General features: G+C 42.8%; 16 protein-coding genes. 14 read left to right on the forward strand and 2 right to left on the reverse strand.

The features are described from left to right. Positions 1-111 precede the first annotated feature (111 nt). The 12 genes from mfd (at position 112) to F9B85_RS07230 (ending at position 12,473) form a co-directional block, all read left to right on the forward strand. On the forward strand, positions 112-3,744 hold the full coding sequence (gene mfd / locus F9B85_RS07175) for a transcription-repair coupling factor (RefSeq protein WP_151619697.1): 3,633 nt from the start codon (positions 112-114) through the stop codon (positions 3,742-3,744). A 38-nt stretch (positions 3,745-3,782) separates the two neighbouring features. Beyond that, positions 3,783-4,238 carry a DUF2935 domain-containing protein gene (locus F9B85_RS07180; RefSeq protein WP_151619698.1) on the forward strand — a complete coding sequence of 152 codons (456 nt, stop codon included), beginning with the start codon at positions 3,783-3,785 and terminating at the stop codon, positions 4,236-4,238. Positions 4,239-4,344: 106 nt separating this feature from the next. After that, positions 4,345-5,280, forward strand: coding sequence for a peptidylprolyl isomerase (locus tag F9B85_RS07185; RefSeq protein ID WP_151619699.1), 936 nt, complete (start codon positions 4,345-4,347; stop codon positions 5,278-5,280). A 198-nt stretch (positions 5,281-5,478) separates the two neighbouring features. After that, entirely contained in the window at positions 5,479-6,042 is a 564-nt protein-coding gene (gene spoVT / locus F9B85_RS07190; protein WP_151619700.1) for a stage V sporulation protein T, read from the forward strand. 71 nt (positions 6,043-6,113) lie between these two features. Beyond that, positions 6,114-7,769: a putative polysaccharide biosynthesis protein gene (locus F9B85_RS07195; protein WP_151619701.1), complete on the forward strand. Its 1,656-nt coding sequence runs from the start codon at positions 6,114-6,116 to the stop codon at positions 7,767-7,769. Positions 7,770-7,819: 50 nt separating this feature from the next. After that, positions 7,820-9,343 carry a bifunctional methyltransferase/pyrophosphohydrolase YabN gene (gene yabN / locus F9B85_RS07200; RefSeq protein WP_151619702.1) on the forward strand — a complete coding sequence of 508 codons (1,524 nt, stop codon included), beginning with the start codon at positions 7,820-7,822 and terminating at the stop codon, positions 9,341-9,343. 156 nt (positions 9,344-9,499) lie between these two features. Continuing rightward, positions 9,500-9,778: an HU family DNA-binding protein gene (locus F9B85_RS07205; RefSeq protein ID WP_151619703.1), complete on the forward strand. Its 279-nt coding sequence runs from the start codon at positions 9,500-9,502 to the stop codon at positions 9,776-9,778. A 79-nt stretch (positions 9,779-9,857) separates the two neighbouring features. Next, positions 9,858-10,124, forward strand: coding sequence for an RNA-binding S4 domain-containing protein (locus F9B85_RS07210; protein WP_151619704.1), 267 nt, complete (start codon positions 9,858-9,860; stop codon positions 10,122-10,124). A 68-nt stretch (positions 10,125-10,192) separates the two neighbouring features. Further along, complete coding sequence (gene yabP / locus F9B85_RS07215) at positions 10,193-10,483, forward strand: sporulation protein YabP (protein ID WP_151619705.1); 291 nt, start codon at positions 10,193-10,195, stop codon at positions 10,481-10,483. Between the two features lie 39 nt (positions 10,484-10,522). Beyond that, complete coding sequence (yabQ, locus tag F9B85_RS07220) at positions 10,523-11,083, forward strand: spore cortex biosynthesis protein YabQ (protein ID WP_170270282.1); 561 nt, start codon at positions 10,523-10,525, stop codon at positions 11,081-11,083. 82 nt (positions 11,084-11,165) lie between these two features. After that, complete coding sequence (locus F9B85_RS07225; protein ID WP_170270284.1) at positions 11,166-11,465, forward strand: FtsB family cell division protein; 300 nt, start codon at positions 11,166-11,168, stop codon at positions 11,463-11,465. A gap of 84 nt (positions 11,466-11,549) precedes the next feature. Beyond that, positions 11,550-12,473, forward strand: coding sequence for a Ppx/GppA phosphatase family protein (locus F9B85_RS07230; RefSeq protein WP_151619708.1), 924 nt, complete (start codon positions 11,550-11,552; stop codon positions 12,471-12,473). Here F9B85_RS07230 and F9B85_RS07235 read toward each other — a convergent pair. After that, positions 12,470-13,210, reverse strand: a complete 741-nt coding sequence (locus tag F9B85_RS07235) for a type 1 glutamine amidotransferase (RefSeq protein WP_151619709.1) — start codon at positions 13,208-13,210, stop codon at positions 12,470-12,472. The genes F9B85_RS07230 and F9B85_RS07235 overlap by 4 nt on opposite strands. A gap of 18 nt (positions 13,211-13,228) precedes the next feature. Further along, entirely contained in the window at positions 13,229-14,632 is a 1,404-nt protein-coding gene (locus F9B85_RS07240) for a Mur ligase family protein (RefSeq protein ID WP_151619710.1), read from the reverse strand. A gap of 315 nt (positions 14,633-14,947) precedes the next feature. Here F9B85_RS07240 and hemA point away from each other — a divergent pair, with 315 nt between their 5' ends. Both hemA and F9B85_RS07250 read left to right on the forward strand, forming a co-directional pair. Then, positions 14,948-16,282 carry a glutamyl-tRNA reductase gene (gene hemA, locus F9B85_RS07245; RefSeq protein ID WP_151619711.1) on the forward strand — a complete coding sequence of 445 codons (1,335 nt, stop codon included), beginning with the start codon at positions 14,948-14,950 and terminating at the stop codon, positions 16,280-16,282. 293 nt (positions 16,283-16,575) lie between these two features. Continuing rightward, positions 16,576-17,043 carry a c-type cytochrome gene (locus F9B85_RS07250; RefSeq protein WP_151619712.1) on the forward strand — a complete coding sequence of 156 codons (468 nt, stop codon included), beginning with the start codon at positions 16,576-16,578 and terminating at the stop codon, positions 17,041-17,043. Positions 17,044-17,075 lie beyond the last annotated feature (32 nt).

Below are 17,075 nucleotides of genomic sequence, written 5' to 3' on the forward strand. Positions count from 1 at the left end.
CTCTATAATGGGAACGAATTGAGCACCCCTATACCCATGTCGGGATAGGGGTGCTGTTCCCCTGCCATAAGAGTGCTCTAGTAGTGGTCTGGGGAAGAGAGGAGAGAGATAATGATCCAGGAGTTGCTACGAGGCAACCTCTTTGACTATATGACCGAAACGGCAGAATTTCAGCGCTTATGGTCTTTGTGGGCAGGTAGGACAAAAGCTTTAAGCGTTGTAGGTCTTTCTGCCAGTCAAAGGACTCTTTTAATGGCTTCCATGGGGCGTAAGTCCGGTAGACCGCTGTTCGTTATAACTCATTCACCTTATCAGGCGAAGAAAATCATGGAAGATTTGCAGACTTTTTTACCTGATGAGGAGATTTTATTTTTTCCGGCGACGGAAGTTATGCCTTATGAAGTGCTTTCTGCGAGCCATGAACTGTCGGCACAACGCTTAACAGTCTTGACGCGATTAGCTCGCAAAGAGCCTATAACTGTTGTAACGACGATAGAAGCTTTGCAGAAAAAGTTAGTGCCTCCATTTGTTATGGAGAGAAATTTGCTTTCTTTTGCTTGCGGACAGTCAACGTCGGTTGAAACTCTTGTTACAGAAATACATGGATTAGGTTATGAGCGTGTGCCTCTTGTGGAAAGAAGAGGTCAGTTTTCTTTGCGTGGCGGTATTTTAGATATTTTTCCTTTAAATCAAGAAGCGCCAGCAAGGATTGAATTTTTTGATGATGAAGTTGATACGATCCGTATTTTTGATCTTGACTCACAGCGATCGCAGGAAAAAGTGGAGTCTTATGAAGTAGGCCCAGCCCGTGAATTGCTTATGTCTGCAGAAGTACGTCAAGCAGGGCAAGAGCGTCTTGCAGAGGAGACGGCAAAAGCAAAAGAACGATTGTTAAAGAATAAACAGCAGGAAGCGGCGGCTCGACTTCAGGAAAAAATGGATTCCTATGTAGCTCAATTGCAAGCAGGCATTTGGGTCGAGGGCATGGAACAGTTCCAGAATTTTTTCTATCCCGATCAAGTTACCTTGCTTGATTATCTACATCCTGAAAGCTTACTTTTCTGGGACGAGCCAATGCGTCTAGAAGAGTCAGCGGAGGCAAAACGGAAGGAAATCGAAGAAACTTTTGTGCATTTACTAGCCTCCGGAGGCGTTTTGCCGATACAACAGGAGAATTATCTTACTTATCAAGATATCATGGCGCAGTTAAAGGAGAAAGCGCTTTTCTTTCTTTCCTTATTGCCTAAGAAGATTGCTGGTGTAGCTCTGGAAGATACCTTGCACTTCACTATGAAGTTGATGCATTCGTACATGGGCAAAATGAATATGTTAGCGGAAGAACTAACCGCTTTTCGTCAAAGAAAGTACACGATCATGCTGTTAGCGGCAACGAAGGCTAGGCAGAATCATATTAAGCAAGTACTGAGAGATTATGGTGTAGAGAGTAATGCTGTAGATAGAATTGATGGGCCTTTAGAGCCTGCTACAGTGATAGTTGCTGTCGGTTCTATCGAAAGTGGCTTAGAGTTGCCTCAGAGCAAGCTGGTCCTGATCACAGACAGTGAAATTTTTGGTCGCGAGAAAAAGGCCAGAAAGACGAAGAAAAGTCAAGAAGGTGCCAAGATAGACTCTTTTCTCGACTTATCGGTAGGCGATTATGTCGTTCATGTCAATCATGGAATTGGTCGCTATGTAGGTGTAGAAAAATTAGTCGTCGCTGGCTTTCATAAAGATTATCTGGTTATAAAGTATGCTGGAGAAGATCGGCTCTATGTACCGACAGAACAAGTGCACTTAATTCAAAAGTATGTCGGTTCAGAAGGAGTGTCGCCGAAGATTTATCGACTAGGCGGCAACGATTGGCAGAAAGTAAAGAATAAAGTCAAAGAGTCTGTCCGTGAGATGGCGGGAGAGCTGTTGAAGCTTTATGCGGCTCGTGAAAGTCTACAAGGTATTGCCTTTTCTCCCGATACGACTTGGCAGAAAGAATTCGAAGAAAGTTTTGTCTATGAAGAGACGCCTGATCAACTTCGCTCTATTGAAGAAGTGAAGAAAGATATGGAAAATCATAAACCTATGGATCGATTACTTTGTGGTGACGTAGGCTACGGAAAAACAGAAGTGGCTATTCGAGCGGCTTTTAAAGCTGTTTGCGATAACAAACAGGTAGCTATCTTAGTGCCTACGACAATTTTAGCGCAACAGCATTACAACACTTTTCGTGAACGGTTCCGCAATTATCCTGAGATTCAGGTAGAGATGCTTTCTCGCTTCCGTTCATCTAAAGAGCAAAAAGAGACTATTGAGGGGCTGAGAATCGGCACTGTCGATGTAGTTATTGGAACTCATCGTTTAGTTTCGAGCGATATACGCTTTAAAGATTTGGGTTTATTAATTATTGATGAAGAACAACGATTTGGTGTGGCCCACAAAGAAAAAATCAAACAATTGCGCACCAACGTTGATGTATTAACTTTGTCAGCTACTCCGATTCCGAGAACATTGCATATGTCTTTAGTGGGTCTTCGCGATATGTCTACTATTGAGACACCTCCAGAAGATCGTTATCCTGTGCAAACTTATGTGGTTGAGTATAACTTTGATATGATTCGTGAAGCCATACGAAGAGAAATAGGTCGGGGTGGTCAAGTTTATTACGTCCGTAATCGCGTAGAAGATCTAGAACGTATTGTAAGGGATCTTAGTAAGCTTGTTCCGGAAGCTCGTGTAGCTTTAGCGCACGGGAAAATGAGAGAAGATCAACTCGAGCAGATTATGATGGACTTCCTTGGAGGGGAATATGATATTTTAGTCTGTACGACCATTATTGAAACAGGTCTTGACGTACCTAATGTGAACACATTAATCGTAGATGGTGCTGATCTGATGGGTTTGTCACAGCTGTATCAGCTGAGAGGACGTGTAGGTCGATCTAATAGATTGGCTTATGCTTACTTTACCTACCGTAAAGATAAAGTTCTCACAGAAGTGGCGGAAAAGCGATTACATGCTATCCGTGAGTTTACAGAGCTTGGCTCAGGCTTCAAGATTGCTATGCGTGATCTAGAAATTCGAGGTGTAGGTAATTTATTAGGACCGGAACAACATGGTCAGATGGCCTCCGTAGGCTTTGACCTTTACTGTCGATTGCTGGAAGAGTCTATTCAGGAGCTTAGAGGAGAGAAGAAGGAAGAAGAGCCTGAGGTCTTCTTAGAGCTCAAGGTAGATGCTTTTATACCTGATAATTACGTTTCTGATTCCGCTTCCAAAGTACAAATATACAAGCGTCTGTTAGCCATGAAGACTTTAGAAGAATTAGATTCTTTAGAAGATGAGCTCATTGACCGCTATGGTGATTTACCCGATCCGGTACACAACTTGGTGCTGTTGAGCAAAGTAAAAGTTCGCGGTAATAAGGTGGCTGTTACATCTATTCAACAGTCCAAAGATGAGCTAGCTATACGTTTTCTACCTCATGCTCGCCTAGGAGGCTCTGCCATTATGGAAGTGCTTAAGTTGGAGCGTAAAGTTAACTTTTCCAATGGTGGCTACGAGATGATTGTAAAAACAACAGCAATGACCGGTCGAGAAATATTAAAGTATTTGGAAAAATTACTAGATGTTTTGCAAAAGGGTGCTCAGAAAACAGAAAAGGTAGAAGCTAGTTTAGCAACTACGGCTATAGTAACTAAAGCTATGCCCAAAACTAACACTTCTCTAAGGGTTTGGCCGCCGCCACGATAGCAAATTAAGTGGGACCATTGAGGAGCTTTTTCCATAGAATGAACTACCATTCTCTGGAAGGGGATCGAAAAATGTGGCATCACTATGGTAAAGGCATTTATTTTAGAGTGTTAGAAGAGATTATCTTCTGGAAACGACAAGAAGAGGAGCATACGTCGGTTATTCAAGCTTTGGCAGAAAACCGTTTAGAGTCTGCTTTTGTGCAGGCCTTGAACCGATATGCTCGTGAAGCTAAGCGTTTAAGAAAAGTGGCAGAACAAGTGCTAGCTCAGCTTGAGAGCAGGGGTGGCCAAAGCGATTTACATCTCATCTCTCAAACGAGATGGTTGATAGCCCAATCGTCAGAGCAAAGCAAAGATTTTATCGCTTTTCTAGAAGATATGAAACAGCAAAGTCGCCTAGGGCGGCAACATCTTTTTGTTGTCGTTGTAGACCATATTATTCGAGAATCACAATATTTTCTGACAGTACTCAGGAAAATTCCGGCTATTTAAGCAGTAAAAAACACCCTCCACTGGCTGGGTGTTTTTTACATTTTGCTTGCCCCTCTATCTTTAGAGTGTTATAATCGTTCTAATAGTGAAGAAAGGGGCATAGAACTTGAAAAATCATTCTAGACTTTTGATGGGTGTCTTTGTGGCACTTTTATCCATTTTTCTATTGGCCGGTTGTTCAACTAGTGCTGTGGTCGCTACTGTTAATGGTGAGGACTTGAATAAAGGTGAGTTGGACAAGCGCGTAGATCGTTACAAACTAGAGCTTGCCGCTCGTGGTGTTACTGCTGATAATAAAGACATGCTTTCTATGATTGAAATGCAAGAATTAGAACGCATGATTGATGAGAAAATTTATGAGCAAGAAGCGAAGAAATTAAATATTCAGGTTAGTGATGAGCAGGTAGAAGAAGAACTAGCCTTAGAGAAGATGCGTTTTCAATCTGAAGAAGAATATCAAGAAGCCCTTAAGCATGTGGATTTGACAGATGGCGAATTCAGGGAAATCATTCGGACAGGCATCATGCTCTTTGAATTATTTGAGCATATTACGGCCGACATAGAAGTTGCGGAAGATGAAATGAGACAGTATTATGAGGCTCATCCTGAAAGATTTATTCAAAAAGAACAAGTAGAGGCTTCTCATATCTTAGTGGAATCAGAAGAAGAAGCCATGGAGATAATTGCCCGCTTACAAGCAGGCGCAGATTTTGCAGAATTGGCTTTTGAAAAGTCAATTGATCAAGCTTCTGGCCAACGAGGCGGTTCTCTTGGCTACTTTGTAAGAGAAGATATGGTGGAAGAGTTCGCTGATGCTGCCTTCTCTTTACCAGTTGGCCAATTTACTCAAAAACCTGTTCCTTCTCTTTTTGGCTATCATATTATTCTTGTCCATGACAAAGAGGCTGAGAAAAAATTAACTTACGAAGAAGCGAAAGAGCAGTTAGTTATTGATTTACCAACAGAGAAAAAAGTAGACAAATTTGAGAGCTGGTTCGAAGAGGTTAAGTCTAACGCTGATATTGATAGAAAAATAGCTTAGTTTTTTTATCCCCAGATAATTTTTAGAGTTATCTGGGGATATACTTTTTATGGGGTAATTTTTGTATCGATCATAGATTCGGTGAGGTGCGGTGATGGCATCTTAATGGAAAAAAATGAATAACCCTTTGAAGTGAGATATATACTATCACTGAACCTGCACCCCGAGAAAGGCCCAAAAAGGAGGGATGGGAAAGGGATGAAAGCAACAGGCATTGTACGGCGAATCGATGATCTCGGTCGCGTTGTAATTCCGAAGGAAATACGTAGAACTTTACGTATACGTGAAGGTGATCCCTTAGAGATTTTTGTTGATCGCGAAGGTGAGGTCATCTTAAAGAAATACTCGCCCATTGGAGAATTAGGGGATTTTGCAAAGGAATATGCTGACTCCTTAAGTGAGGCCACGGGGCATATTGCTTGTATCGCTGATCGAGATAATATAATCGCTGTAGCTGGGGCTCCGAAAAAGGAGTTCTTAGGAAAACCAATCGGCCCCGCTGTTGAGCGAGTCATGGAAGAGCGTAAAGCGGTGCTCATCCATAAACCTGGCGAGCATACACATTGTAAAGGCTGCCCTTCTACGGAAGAGGAAATGGATTGTAAATTCACAGCCGAAGTAATAGCGCCTATTATTGCGGAAGGCGACCCAATTGGTGCTGTTCTGCTAGCTTCGAAAGATCCTAATGTCAAAATGGGAGAAATGGAAATTAAGCTAGCTGAAACTGCCGCTGGTTTTCTAGCCAAACAAATGGAACAATAACTTTTCTGTGTGCGGGAAAAGTGTAGTAAAGCATAACCGTCCGGTTATGCTTTGCCTCGTTATAGGGGGTGATGCCCATCAGCTCATGGTGGACTTCAGCAGGAAGCAAGCGTTTGTTAACAGGTGCCTTGTGGCTCACAGCTGCAGGTGTAATTAGTAAATTTTTAGGTGCTTTCTACCGAATTCCCCTGGCTAGAATTTTGGGGCCTGAAGGTGTAGGACTATACCAGATGGCCTATCCGCTCTATACGATGGTGCTTAACCTAGCAACAGCAGGATTACCTGTAGCCATCTCGGTGCTCGTCGCTAGAAAGTCAGCGCAGGGGGATCATCGCAGCGCTTTGCGTATATTTAAAGCTTCCTTTTGGCTTCTCTTTGTACTTGGTCTCGGTGCTACATACTTGCTCTTTTTCTATGCCGAAACTTTGGCGCTCACTATCTTAAAAGATGAAAGGGCTATATACTCACTTTGGGCTGTAGCGCCTGCTATCTTCTTAGCCTCTATGATGGCGGCAATCCGAGGTTACTTTCAAGGTTATCAACAGATGATGCCGACGGCTCTATCTCAAGTTGCCGAACAGCTGGTACGAGTGGGGACTATCCTGTTCTTAACGATGTTCTTGATGGATCGAGGCATAGAACTTGCGGCAGCTGGTGCTACTTTTGGAGCAGTGACCGGTGGCTTAGCTGGCTTAGCTTTGTTGATCTTTTTATTCTATCGGTGGAAAAGCAATTTATCTTTTCGTAGAAATGCTTATAACGAAGAATTGATGCGAGAAGTGGCCATTACGAGTACGGAAGGGTTGCCGAAAAATTCTAGCTATCTAACTTTGTGGAAATCACTACTGTTTTTGTCGATGCCTATCGCTCTTGGTGGATTAGTTACGCCAGTTATGCAAACAATTGATGCGGTACTGATTCCACGAGGCCTTCAACTGTCTGGTTATACAGCTCGAGAAGCTGCCGCTTTGTTTGGCGAGTTTTCCGGAATGGCTACGGTGTTAATTTTTTTGCCAACTATGGTTACGGGAGCTGTTGGTTCTAGTCTCGTACCAGCTATTTCTAGTGCTTGGTCTGCTGGTAATAGTCAGCTAGCTCGGGAAAACTATTTAACTGCTTTACGGCTAGTAACGATTATATCCTGGCCTGCTGCTATTGGCCTTGCTGTACTAGCTCTTCCTATCTGCACGTTGCTTTTTCACGCTCCTGGTGCGGCAGATTCTCTCATCTGGTTGACTCCTGCTGTTGTCTTTACAGCTTTTTATCAAGTAGCTACTGCAGGTTTGCAGGGTATGGGAAGGACTTTCTTTCCTGTTATTGCTTTGATGTTAGGTGCCGCAATTAAAGCTGTTTTTAATCTCTGGGTTTTGCCTCTTTACGGATTAACAGGAGCGGCTATAGGTAGTAACGTAGCTTTCGGACTAGCGGCGTTGATGACAGTAACCTATCTGAATTGGCGTAGTCGTTTTGGTTTTCCTTGGTTAGCAACCTTGCTGAAACCGGCTATTGCTGCTACAATTATGGGAAGTTATGCCGTCACTGTCATGCCTTCCCTAACAGAATGGATGGGCTCCTGGCTAGGGTTACTTTTTGTTGTTTTTTCCTCGGGGGTTCTTTATGTACTGGCACTGCTTGCTGTAGGGGGGCTTAACAGTGCTGATGTGGCGGCTTTACCCAAAGTAGGTCCTAAATTAGCACAGTGGCAACGTAAATTCTGGGGTCGTTAAGTCGCTGTTATATATGCCTTCAAAGAGTTTGCAGGGGAGGACGTTTTACTATGGCTCCAGCAATAATAATTGTTGGGTTGGGTGCAGGTTCACCTGGACATATTACTTTGGCCGGCTGGCAGGCCTTGTGCTCTGCTCGCCGTCTTTTTTTGCGAACTTCCATTCATCCTACTGTTAAATTTCTTGAGCAAGAAGGTCTCTCGTTTCGAAGTTTTGATGATCTTTATGAAGAGGCCTCTTCTTTTGAAACTTTGTATCACCAGATAGCAGAGATTCTTTTTCAAGAGGCTTTGGAAAGCCCTATAACCTTTGCTGTGCCAGGTCATCCTTTTGTAGGTGAACGAGTCGTTACTCTGCTAGTTGAAAAGGCAGAGCAAGAAAATCTAGAAGTGCAGATTATCGGTGGTACTAGCTTTTTGGAAGCCTTGTATCCGTTGTTAAAGCTCGACCCTTCACGAGGATTGCTTTTACTAGATGCTTTGGCCATGACGGAGAGAGACTTACTAGCTACGAAAGAAACGATTGTGACACAAATTCACTCTACGCTTGTAGCTTCTGACGTAAAGTTGACACTTATGGAAGTTTATCCTGATGACCATGAAGTAGTAGTAGTTAGAGGGGCGGGAATTGAGGAACTAGAAAAAGTTGTCAAGCTACCTTTGTATGAGCTTGATCATCTTGCTTGGATTGATCATCTCACGTCTCTCTATGTTCCTGCCTTGCCTCAGGAGAGCTTAGCAGTTCAGGGAGCGGTCGGAGATAGCAGTGCTAGGGGTAAATACTCCAAGGCCTCTCTTAGCCCTCTAGTAGACGTTATGGTTACCTTATTAGGGCCTGATGGCTGCCCCTGGGATAGAAAACAAACTCATCAGTCCCTGAAGCCTTATCTGTTGGAAGAAAGCTATGAAGTTTTAGAGGCTATAGATCAAGGAGATCGACAGAGTTTACAAGATGAACTAGGTGATGTACTGCTACAAGTAGTTTTTCATAGTCTGCTAGCAGAGCAAAAGGGTCACTTTCAAGTGGACGATGTAATTCGCTCTATAACGGAGAAGATGATTCGACGTCATCCTCATGTTTTTGGTGATGTGACAGTTAACAGTGCTGACGACGTAGTCGTCAACTGGGAAGCTATAAAAGCAGAAGAAAAGGCCAAGCAAGGTTTGGATGGTAAGGCAAACACTATTTTGGATGCTGTATCTTTATCTTTACCGGCCTTAATGCGGGCAGAAAAAGTACAAAAAAAAGCCTCTACAGTAGGCTTTGATTGGGAAGAGTGGCAGGGAGCACGTGATAAAGTAGAAGAAGAGTGGCAGGAGTTACTAGAAGCGATCGAACTTTCCAGTGAAGATGCAGTTCGTGAAGAGTTAGGAGATTTACTTTTTGCAGTCGTTAATTTGTCGCGCTTTTTTAGAGTTAACTCTGAAGAAGCATTGCAAAGGACAACTGATAAATTTGTTCGTCGCCTTCAATTTGTCGAACAAGCTTGTCGAAAAGAAGGAAAAAATCTCACTTCCTGCACTTTAGAAGAACTAGATCGGTTCTGGGAAGAGGCAAAAAAAGGTGAAATGTGACCAAATAGTATTTTTTTGCCATCAACAACTACAGAATAATCGCTTCTTGAGGAATATCTTTCCTGAATATGTCGAAAATATTGATAAACCCTGAAGGAAAAGAGGGGTTTGCAGCGAATACCTGTTACGAACAATTCAAAGCTAGGAGGGGTTTGGGTGAACAAGACCGAGTTAATCAGTGCGGTCGCTGAGAAAACCCAACTATCAAAGAAAGACACAGAAAAAGCAATCAATGCTTTCTTTTCCGTTGTGGAAGAGGCCTTAAAAGCTGGTGATAAAGTTCAGCTTGTTGGGTTCGGTACTTTCGAGACGCGCGAGAGAGGAGCTCGCACTGGTAGAAATCCGAGCACAGGCGAGACAATTACTATTGATGCTTCTGTCGTTCCTGCCTTTAAAGCAGGCAAAACACTGAAGGATGCTGTTGCATCCAAATAAGTGCTCAAGATTTTTTCTTGAGAATCTGTGTCAATCAGGTTTCCCGAGGGAACCTGATTTTTGATCGCGAGGGATTTTATTGAGGATTGATAAATTTTTAAAAGTATCTCGAATTATTAAGAGGCGTACTTTAGCTAAAGAAGTTTGTGAGGGTGGTCGTATTCAGGTAAATGGTCGTCCTGCGAAAGCTGGTACGGAGGTAAAGCCTGGCGATCGTGTCTCAATTCGTTTTCCTCGCAAACTTTTAGAAATAGAGATCAATACTATCAAAGAAAACGCTTCCGTTGCAGAAGCACCGACGCTTTACGTAATTCTAAAAGAAGAATATATTGCTGAAGAATCATAAGTTCTATTTGATAAGCCTGCCCACATATTCATGTTGGGGAGGCTTATTCATTGGAAGGGGGGAAAGTGGTGACCAAGGAGGTAGTAACAAAACATAATTTTTCTGTTTCTGAGCGGAAAAGCATTCGCGTTGAAGGTGTTACCCAGGTAGGTGCTTTTGATGAGGAAGAAATCTATATGGTTACACTGGGAGGTCCTTTATTATTAAAAGGTGAGGGTTTGCAAATTTCGCAACTGAATTTAGATGACCAAATCCTTACTGTGGAAGGCTATATAAAATCAGTACAATATTTAGATGAAAATTCCCCCCAGAACTTCAAGCAGAAAGGCAAGAATATCATTAGCAGGTTGTTACGATGAGCTTTTGTTTTGCTGTAGAGGGCGAGGGGAGGGATTGAAGTGACGCCCCTAGCCCAGCAAATTTATGATTTTTTGTTGTCTGCCGCAGGGGGATTAATGATAGGCGCCGGCTTCGATCTCTATCGTACTTTGCTTCGAGTGGGCCACCGTCGTTGGTGGGTGGCTATTACTGATGTAATTATTTGGCTTCTAGGTGCGGTGCTCTTTTTTTTATTTTTGTTCTGGGGAAACTGGGGAGAAATTCGGATTTATATCTTTCTTGGCCTTGCAGTAGGTTTGCTTCTTTATTTTCGCTTTCTTTCAGGTGAGGTTCGTGCTTTCTGGGAAGGTATGTTAGAATTAATCTTGCATATTCTGCGCACGATTTTCTATGTAATTACCTTTCCTTTTATCTATCTCTATCAGATTATGAAACGACTGGCTCGATATCTGTTGAGAAAGGGACAAATCTTTGGGCACTGGTATCAGCGTCGTCTAGGCCGTCCCTTTAACAATTGGCGAAAAAAAATGCAGACCACTTTGCGAAAGTACGCTCTTCAAGGACGGCAGAAAATGAAAAAATGGCTACGTCGCCCTCCTCAAGAGCCGCCAAGTAACTAACAGATTTTACAAAATGTTAAAGGATTTTTTGGTCCTTTGTAGAAAAACAAAAGTAGATAGCATCGATAGTGGGGTGGCCTTTTTGAGGAAGCCAAGAAAGAAGCCTTTTTTAACTTGGAAGATGATCATTTTCTTAGGGCTCGTCTTTCTCTTTTTGCTAGCTTCTTTACCTCCTTATCTGCAACAGCGTCAACTAGCTCAAGAGGCTGAAGCGTTGAGAGCTGAGATAGAAGCACTCCGTCAGGATAGAATTCTTTTAGAACGGCAAAAAGAGTGGCTCTCAACAGATGAATATGTTGAGCAGGTAGCTCGACAACAACTTGGCTTAGTGAGACCAGGTGAAGTTGTGATTATAAGGGCTAATGTTGGCCAAGGTGAATAATAACAGCAACAATGCCCCCGAAAGCATTTCTGCCTTGAAGGTAAGGTGGAAATGCTTTTTCTATAAAGAAAGGGTTGATTCAATTTGTCAGATGAAGTGAAACGCTGGGGTGCTATTGATATTGGTTCGAATTCTATTCGCTTTCTGGTAGCCACAGTTAGGAAGAGAAAGCTAGAGCCAATCTGGACCGAATTGGAAACAACTCGTTTAGGACATGCCGTAGGCCTTAGTGGTTTGCTTACAGCAGAAGCTATAGAAAGAACTATGATTGCCTTACAAAAAGGCTTAGCGACTATGGAAGAGCTGTCTGTTTCAATTGATCGGGTAGCGGCTTTTGCGACTAGTGCTGTTCGGGAAGCGAGCAATGGTCTAATTTTTTGCCAAAAAGTGCAAGACCAAATAGGTCTTACTATAAATGTTTTATCCGGTGAGCGAGAAGGTCGTCTCAGCTATGAGGGTGCTCTTGCTTTAATGGACTCGGAAGTCACAGATAATAAAGTTCCTGTCGTTATCGATATTGGCGGGGGGAGCGCTGAAGTTGTCTGGTACGATCAACGTTGGTGGAGAAAAAGCTTACCCCTAGGAGCTCTGCGAGTAACAGAAAAAAAGTGGTCAAAAGAAGAGATTGGTCAGATCTGGCATCCTGTTACGTCTTTGATTCATGATAGTAGATCTGAAAAAGCAAAGACCTTGATTGGGGTTGGTGGTACGGTCACCACTTTAGGTGCAATGATACTTGCTTTACCTGTTTACGATCCTGATCGAGTCCACGGTACGATTATTTCGCAAGACCAGACAAAGTATTATGCTGAAACTTTATCTGCTATGGATGGAGAAGAACGAAAAAAAATAGCCGGTCTTCAGCCTACGAGAGCTGATATTATACCGGCCGGTCTTACTGTACTTGCTCAGTTTATGGAGCAAGCAGGTTTTAATTCTATTGTGATTAGTGAGACAGATCTACTACATCAAGCGTTGTTAGAAAAAGCTATGGGCCGTTGGACTTAGGAAAAGCGCTTGATAATTGCTTGGTGAGCTTTTTGCTCCCAACAATCTGGTAATGAGTCGATTTGACTACTACCGAACCGTCGCTCAAGAGCTTTGGAGAGAAGCCAGTCAGCTAGGGCGGGATTTTTTGGTAGTATGGGGCCGTGAAGATAAGTGCCAAGGGCGTTTTTATAGACCGCTCCTTCGCTTTTGTCTTGACCGTTATTGCCATGACCGCGCAAGACTTTAGCCAGCGCGGTGGTGCTTTGCGATGAACCTAGATAAGTTCTGCCGGAGTGATTTTCAAAGCCGACGAGAGTCGTCTTCCCACCTAACATAGGAACTTGTGCAATTACGTTGCCGATAAGTCGACTTTCTCCTGCTTCTGTCCATGCATCAAATAAACCAAGTCCTGGCATTTCATCGCCATCGTGAGTCTTGTAATACTGACCTAGTAATTGATAACCACCACAAACGGAAAGGAGCGGAAGACCTTCTTCGGTTGCTTCTACAAGGGCAGGTCCTTTATGTTCTTTGAAATCTTGAAAAAGAAGTGTCTGTTCTCGATCGGATCCGCCGCCCATAAAAACAAGATCGATATTAGCAAAGTCAACTTTGTCACCAAGTGAAGCTTCTGTAATGGCAAGTTCGATATTGCGCCACTGACAACGCCTTTTCAATGTGATAATGTTTCCTCGGTCACCGTAGAGGTTCAGTAGATCGGGATATAGATGGAGTAAACGCAGGGAAGTTACCATGGTACACCACGCTTTCCTTTATTCTTCCCAGTACTTAGAAGAGTAGCCGAGGCGGGTTAAGGTTGTTTTGGCCGCTAATAAGGCTGTGTAAGTAGGAAGGATGTATAAAGTTTCGCCAGTTTTTGTCGCTTTGATAGTGCTACGGATGGCTTCATCTATGTTAGCCTTGTGCTCGATTTGTTGTACTGGTAGACCTGCGTAAGTAAGCCGCAAAGCCATGTCTTCTCCCCGTAACCCAGAGGTAGTCAGACTTTGTAATTGTGAGGCTACTTTCTCGAGGCTTTCAAAATCAGCATCCCAAAGCCAAGATATATCACGACCATCAGCAGCATTATCTTGGATCATGATGAGTAGTCTTTTAGGTCCTTCGTTTTGTGTAATTGTTCGAATAACTTCATCACAACCAGTAGGATTTTTAATTAATGCCAAAAAGGCTTTGCGACCCTCGCCTATTTCTAAGCGTTCCATCCTGCCAAAATTAGTTTTGTAGCCTTCGAGACCGAGACGGATAGCTTGATCTGCTACTTTCGTATGCCAGGCTACGGCAACGGCGGCTAGTGCGTTGTAGATGTTATAAAAGCCTGGTGTAGATAAGTTGATGAGCCATCGATTCTCTTGTGTTTCTACGTAGAAGGAAGAGCCGTCCTCGCCTTTTAAACTAATATCCCCGATGGTTATATGAGGCCTAGGTCGCTGGAAACCGCAGTGGTGACAGCGATAATGACCTAACTGACCAAAAAAGTACCAGTCATAGTCGAGAGAATGGCCACAAAGACGACAAAAGCGAGTCTCTGCTGACTGGGTCATCTCTCTGTTGCCGTAGGAGCGGCTTTCTATGCCATAATAGATAACCCTTCCGGTATACTTAGCTCCTAGTGATGCTACTAAGGGATCGTCAGCATTTAAGATGATAGTCGATTGGGGAGGCAGTTTTTGTATGGCTCCATTGACAAGGTCAACTGTTTTATCAAGTTCACCAAAGCGATCTAATTGATCACGAAAAAAGTTAGTCACAACAAGGACTCTAGGCTTAACCTCTTTAGTTAAGGGAGGAACGGTAGCTTCATCAACTTCAATGATTCCTAGATCGCTTTTTAATTGTCCTCCTGCAGAAGCTGAATGGATGAAAGCTGTTGTAATGCCGCTAATTAAGTTGGCTCCAGCTCGGTTATGGGTGAGAGTGAGTCCGCCTTTTTCCATAATGGCGGCAATCATTTTTGAAGTTGTCGTTTTACCGTTAGTGCCAGTAACGACTATAGCACCTTTTTTTAATTGACTGGCCAAAGTAGACAGCACTTGCGGAGCAATCTTTCTACCAACCATGCCAGGCAGTGAAGTTCCCCCGTGTCCAATATGACGATTTATTGATATGGCTACTTTGCCAACCCAGAGGGCTGTAAGAAGTCTAGGAGAAGGGAACAAAAAGTCACCTCCTAATTGAATTAACAAGTTTAGATTCAATATAGTAAAAGTCGTACTTGTATTATGATATTATATCACTTTTTCTATTAGACAAACGGAAAGGCGATTCTAAAAAGGATTTTACTACATAGATAAAACAAAGACAGAAAAAACATTATTAATATTTTCCTAATAGTCTTCCATCACGATGAAGTATTTAGTAAAATAGGTACAAGCGATATGGATTCCTGACCTAACTTACATGGCACTGCACATTGTTCCTGGGAAAGCATTGGCGTAGGGTAGAAAAAATACCTCAATGAGAGGGTGGAGCCATTGTTTATCCTTGTCGTTGGACTTAACCACAAGTCGGCAACTGTGGAAGTCCGCGAGAAGTTATCTTTTTCAGAAAATGAAATATGTGATGCCTCTAATCAGTTAACAGAAGAAATGTCCATTGAAGGTTGCTGTATTTTATCTACCTGTAACCGCACAGAGATTTACGCAGCCTGTACAGATCTCGAAAGGGGGTTAGCCTCTGTTAAGCGGTTCCTCTTAGAGCGAGGGGAGCTTTCGAGTGAAGAATTTAGTCGTTACTTTTATGTACACACATTGTATGATGCCATACGCCATCTTTTCCGTGTAGCGTCAGGTTTGGATTCCATGGTTCTCGGTGAAACACAAATTCTAGGTCAAGTAAGAACAGCTTACCAAAGAGCTTGCAGTGAAAAGGTTAGTAATGGAATTATTAATACTTGGTTTCAGCAAGCCATTACAGTAGGAAAGCGAGTTCGTACTGAGACGGGAATTGACCAATTACCTGTTTCCACATCATATACAGCTGTTGAATTGTCTCGTCAAGTACTTGGCGACCTTTCTGGTTGTACAGCTCTTGTTTTAGGAGCAGGTAAAATGAGTGAGCTTACACTCAAACATCTCGTAGCCCAGGGTGTGCAGAAAGTTATCATTGCCAATCGCTCTGTAGAAAAGGCTCAGGAGCTAGCATCTCGTTGTGATGGTGAAGCAATTCCTTTCACAGAAGTCTACAATCGTATGGAAGAAGCCGACATTGTTATTTCCTGTACAGCGGCAACTCATTATGTGATTCGTCGTTCTTTTGTTGAAGAAGTAATGGACAGGCGAGGTAGTAAGCCCGTTTTTATGATTGACATTGCTGTACCTCGCGATATTGATCCTGAAGTTGCACAAGTGCAAAATGTCTATCTTTATGACATTGATGACCTACAAAATGTAATTGATCAGAATCTGGAAGCTCGACGCAAGGCGGCTATTGAGGCGGAGAAGATTATCGATAAGGAAATTCATCAGTTCCTCCGCTGGCTGAACTCATTATTTGTTATTCCTACTATTATCGCCTTGAAAAATAAAGGTAACCAGATAAAAGAGAAGGAATTAGATCGCGCTCTTTCCAAATTGAAGAATCTTTCAGAGAAAGAGAAGAAAGTAGTTGGCTCCTTGGCCAACTCTATTGTGAATCAACTTCTTCATGATCCCATTACACAGATTCGTCAGTATGCGGCAACGCCAGAAGGACATCTCTATTCTGAAATTTTGCAGAACATGTTTTGTCTCGATGTACCAGGACAACGGCAAAAGAAGGGAACAAGTCGCAAGCAAGAATATGTGGAACAAGTACGTTGTCACGGCTAAGAGAGACGTACTTTAGGCAAAAACATACTTTTGGCATGTGGAAGAAAGTGCTTTGCTATCTTCCCTTATAAAGGTTTTACACTAACTAATTAGTACCCCTATCCTACTTTGAGATTGTAGTAACTGTATCATGAAAAGTGTTAACAAATTGTAAAAATACTATTAACAGAGATGTACTAGCGTATATACTCAAAAAAGGGCTTTATTTTAGCGAAAATCGCTCTAGAGGCTATTGACGTCTTGCAAAGAAAGTATTTACAATTACAATTGAACTATATAGAGGGGGTGAAATAGTGAAAAAACTACAACTTATCGGTCTTACTGGTATTCTGGGTCTATCCATGGTAGCCCTAACAGCTTGTGGTGGTTCCACGCCAGCACCTGCTCCTCAAGAAGATGAAGAAGTAATTGAGGTGCCAGTAGAGGATGAAGCTGCAGAAGAGACTGCTGAAGATGAGGCAGTTGAAGAAGAAGCATCTGAAGAAGGTGCTACACAAATCTCTGCTGCTGACCTAGAGAAAGGTAAAGCACTTTACATGGGTAGAGCGGCCTGTATCGCTTGTCATAAGTTAGGTGACGAAGGTCTTGTTGAGATTGGTCCTAACTTAGGTGATATCGGTGCTAAGTTCAACTCTGAAGAGCTTGTTCAAATCCTTGTAGATCCTTCAGGTATGGGTCTGGATGCTTCAATGCCACCAGCTCCAATGTTGAATGATGAAGAGAAGCAACAGTTAGCTGACTTCTTAGCATCCTTGAAATAGCTTGCCTTCCTCTCAATTGTAGCGAGGAAGTA

Source organism: Heliorestis acidaminivorans (genome assembly GCF_008933955.1).
Classification (GTDB): domain Bacteria; phylum Bacillota; class Desulfitobacteriia; order Heliobacteriales; family Heliobacteriaceae; genus Heliorestis; species Heliorestis acidaminivorans.

What these genes read in the sequence shown, in the direction of transcription:
- F9B85_RS07195 (WP_151619701.1), top strand. Translation starts at nt 6,114, where the DNA reads ATGCCCATCAGCTCATGGTGGACTTCAGCAGGAAGCAAGCGTTTGTTA.
- F9B85_RS07180 (WP_151619698.1), top strand. Translation starts at nt 3,783, where the DNA reads ATGAACTACCATTCTCTGGAAGGGGATCGAAAAATGTGGCATCACTAT.
- mfd (WP_151619697.1), top strand. Translation starts at nt 112, where the DNA reads ATGATCCAGGAGTTGCTACGAGGCAACCTCTTTGACTATATGACCGAA.
- spoVT (WP_151619700.1), top strand. Translation starts at nt 5,479, where the DNA reads ATGAAAGCAACAGGCATTGTACGGCGAATCGATGATCTCGGTCGCGTT.
- F9B85_RS07235 (WP_151619709.1), bottom strand. Translation starts at nt 13,210, where the DNA reads ATGGTAACTTCCCTGCGTTTACTCCATCTATATCCCGATCTACTGAAC.
- yabN (WP_151619702.1), top strand. Translation starts at nt 7,820, where the DNA reads ATGGCTCCAGCAATAATAATTGTTGGGTTGGGTGCAGGTTCACCTGGA.